Origin of the sequence: Marinimicrobium sp. UBA4509, from assembly GCF_002388575.1 — a bacterium.
Lineage (GTDB): Bacteria > Pseudomonadota > Gammaproteobacteria > Pseudomonadales > Cellvibrionaceae > Marinimicrobium > Marinimicrobium koreense.
Genome location: NZ_DGMV01000084.1, coordinates 81,890 through 85,201 on the forward strand (window position 1 = coordinate 81,890; position 3,312 = coordinate 85,201).

A 3,312-nucleotide genomic window follows, 5' to 3' on the forward strand; every position below is an offset into this window, starting at 1 on the left:
GTCCCGCCGGCGAGCCCGCCGTGGGCGCCACCCCCTACCCGAGCGGAGGGGGCAAGCCCTACAGCAGCCAACAACTGGTGGGGGTTCTGCAGAGTCTGCAGGCCGAAGCACTCAGCCAGACCCAGGCGGCCGCGTCCCAGAACGAGGCCGGGCTGGTCACCACGCCGCAATCGATTCAGACGGTCAGCCAGCAGATGCTGGCCCAGGTGGCGGCCGAGAGCGATGAGCCCGGAACCGTCGACCCCAGCGATCTGGACACCATCGACCTGGTGGGCCTGCTGTTCGAGTACATGCTCTCGGATGACAACCTGCCGGATTCGGTTAAGGCGCTGCTCAGCTACCTGCACACCCCGTTTCTCAAAATGGCCTTTATCGATAAGGACTTTTTTGAGCAGACCGATCATCCGGCGCGGGTACTGCTCAACAGCCTCGCCGAGGCGGGGGCCCGCTGGGTCAGCAACGATGGCACCAGCCAGTACGACATGTACAACAAGATCAAAACCACGGTGTTCCGGTTGTTGGCTGAGTTCAAGAACGACGTTCGTCTGTTTGCTGAGGTGCTGCTCGAATTCAATGCCTATACCCATAACCTGGCGCGCCGTCAGGAACTGATGGAGCGCCGCGCGCTGGAGAAAGTCCAGGGCGAGGAAAAGCTGCGCGAAGCCAAACAGCGGGTCAACGACGAAGTGCGCAAGCGCACCGACAATCGTGAACTGCCCTCGGCGGTGCTGCTGTTGCTGCTGCAGCCCTGGTCCGATTACCTGTCGTTTGTGATTCTTCGCTACGGCGAAAATGCCGATAGCTGGCGGCAGTGCCTGAAGGTGATGGACGAGCTGCTCTGGACCCTGGAGCCCAAGACCCTGGAGGCGGATAAAACCCGCCAACTGGATATTCAGGATCAGGTTATCCGGGCGCTGCAGTCCGGCTTTGACACCATCGGCTACGATCAGGGCAAGGGCAAGAAACTGCTCGAAGCGGTCGCCTCGCTGCAGAAAATGGCGCTGCAGAGTCGTCGTCCCGAGCCCGCCCCGGCACCCATGCGCTCCAAGCTGGAGAGTATCGCCGCCGAAAAGGCCGGACATAGTCGGGTGGCGAACGAACCGGTGACCGAAGAAGAGCAGAAGATTGTCGACAATCTTAAAATGATCGAATTTGGTACCTGGTTCGAGTATGAGGGTGGCCGACGCCTGAAAGTCGCCTGGTACAATAAGCGCACCCTGCACTACATGCTGGTGGATCAGCAGGGGCGCAAAGTGGCGATGAACTCCGGGTTGCAGTTGGCCCGCGATATGATCGCCGGTCGGGCCCGGATTATTGCCGGAAGCACCAAGCCCTTCTTTGAGCGTGCCCTGGAAAACATCTACCAGCAGCTTAATGCCAAAGTCGGTGGTCACTCCCAGGAGGAAGCACAGAATGATTGATCATCAGCGGCAATGGGCGCGCTATGCAATTGATGAAGCGGTGGATGTCTATGACAACCTGCGGGACCTGTATCTCGGGCGCCTGGTCAACATCAACGCCCACGGTCTGATGATCATGGGGGATCAGCCTCTGGATGAGGACAAGCTGTACAAACTGGATCTGCACCTGCCGGAAACCCTCAATGGTCGCAACAGCATCCACCTGGGAGTGGACTGCCTCTGGACCCGCAACGCCGATCATAACGGCAAACACTGGTCGGGCTTCAATATTATCGACGCCTCCCCGCAGGCGCTTGAAGACATCGAGACTCTGATCCAGCACCTGGGTCAGCCGTTGGCGTAACCGTTCCGGTTGCGCCGAGCGGCGTGGGCTGCATCGGCTTCTTGTATACTAGTAGACTTCCATAAAAGTAAAAATGACTATATCATGCGGTCTGGTACCCAATAACCCAAGAAACCCGCAAAGAGAGTAGGTCTTATCTATGAAAAAGCTCCTGGCGATCGGTCTGGCCCTGGCCTGCACCCTGAGTGCCCTGGCTACCCACGCTGAAGACGGTTACGACATGTGGCTGCGTTACCAGCCCCTGAGCGATAGTTCCCTGGTCAAGGACTACCGCAAACAACTGGGAACCCTGGTGGCTCCCGACGGCCCGGCCGTCATCGAGTCGGCCGCGCAGGAGCTGCAACGGGGCATTTCGGGCCTGCTGGACAGGCCGCTGGAGCGCAGCGACTCGCTGGCCCGGCGCGGCTCGCTGGTCATAGGTACCCCCGAAACCTCCGAGCTGATTGCCAGCCTGGGCTGGGAAGACCGCTTGGCGCAACAGGGGCCGGAGGGGTTCCTGCTGGAAACCACCCGGATTGGACGTCGCGATGTGACCGTGATCGCCTCTGAGGGTGACCGCGGTGTGCTCTACGGGGCTTTTCATCTGCTTCGCTTGCTGCAGACCCAACAGGCCATTGAGGAGCTTGCCATCGCCGAGGCGCCCAAGGTCCAGCACCGCGTGGTAAACCACTGGGACAATCTCAACCGACTGGTGGAGCGCGGCTATGCCGGCCTGTCACTCTGGGAGTGGGGCACCCTGCCCGAGTACAATGAAAACCCGCGCTACCGGGATTATGCGCGGATCAACGCCTCGCTGGGGATCAACGGCACCGCCATCAATAACGTCAACGCCGACCCGCGTATTCTCACGGATCAGTTCCTGGAGAAAGTGGCCGCGCTCAACGAGGTGTTTCGCCAGTACGGGATCAAAACCTACCTGTCCATCAATTATGACTCGCCCCGGGCCTTCGGTGATCTGGATACCGCCGATCCGCTCGACCCGCGAGTACAGCAGTGGTGGAAGGACAAGGCCAAGCAGATCTACAAGCACATTCCGGATCTGGGGGGCTTTCTGGTAAAAGCTGACTCCGAGGGGCAGCCCGGCCCCCAGGGGTATGGACGCAACCATGCCGACGGGGCCAACATCCTGGCCGATGCCGTCGCACCCTACGGCGGGGTGATTTTCTGGCGCGCTTTCGTTTACTCGCCGGAGCAGGGCGACCGCTTCCGTGAGGCCTATGACGAGTTCAAACCGCTTGATGGAAAGTTTCGGGACAATGTAATCGTTCAGATCAAAAACGGGCCCATCGACTTCCAGCCGCGCGAACCTTTCTCACCCCTGTTTGGCGCGCTGGAAGACACCAATATCATGATGGAACTGCAGGTCACCCAGGAGTACTTTGGATTCTCCAATCACTTGGCCTACCAGGGCCCGCTGTTTGAAGAAGTGCTGGATGCCGACACCCACGCGAAAGGCGAGGGCAGCACCGTCGGCAAAATTCTCGGAGGTGAGGTCTTTGAATACGAACAGACCGGTATGGCGGCGGTGATCAACCCCGGGACCGATCG

3 protein-coding genes are annotated in these 3,312 nt (G+C 59.8%); all 3 read left to right on the plus strand.

Going from position 1 to position 3,312, the window contains the following annotated elements; genetic code table 11:
- The coding region (locus tag B3520_RS15945; protein ID WP_286876427.1) for a DUF1631 family protein at nt 1–1,421 on the plus strand (1,421 nt) is incomplete at its 5' end.
- Entirely contained in the window at nt 1,414–1,764 is a 351-nt protein-coding gene (locus B3520_RS15950; RefSeq protein WP_286804834.1) for a PilZ domain-containing protein, read from the plus strand. The genes B3520_RS15945 and B3520_RS15950, both read left to right, overlap by 8 nt.
- Before the next feature lie 139 nt (nt 1,765–1,903).
- Nucleotides 1,904–3,312 (plus strand): alpha-glucuronidase family glycosyl hydrolase (locus tag B3520_RS15955; RefSeq protein ID WP_286876428.1); only part of this gene is annotated, 1,409 nt, incomplete at its 3' end.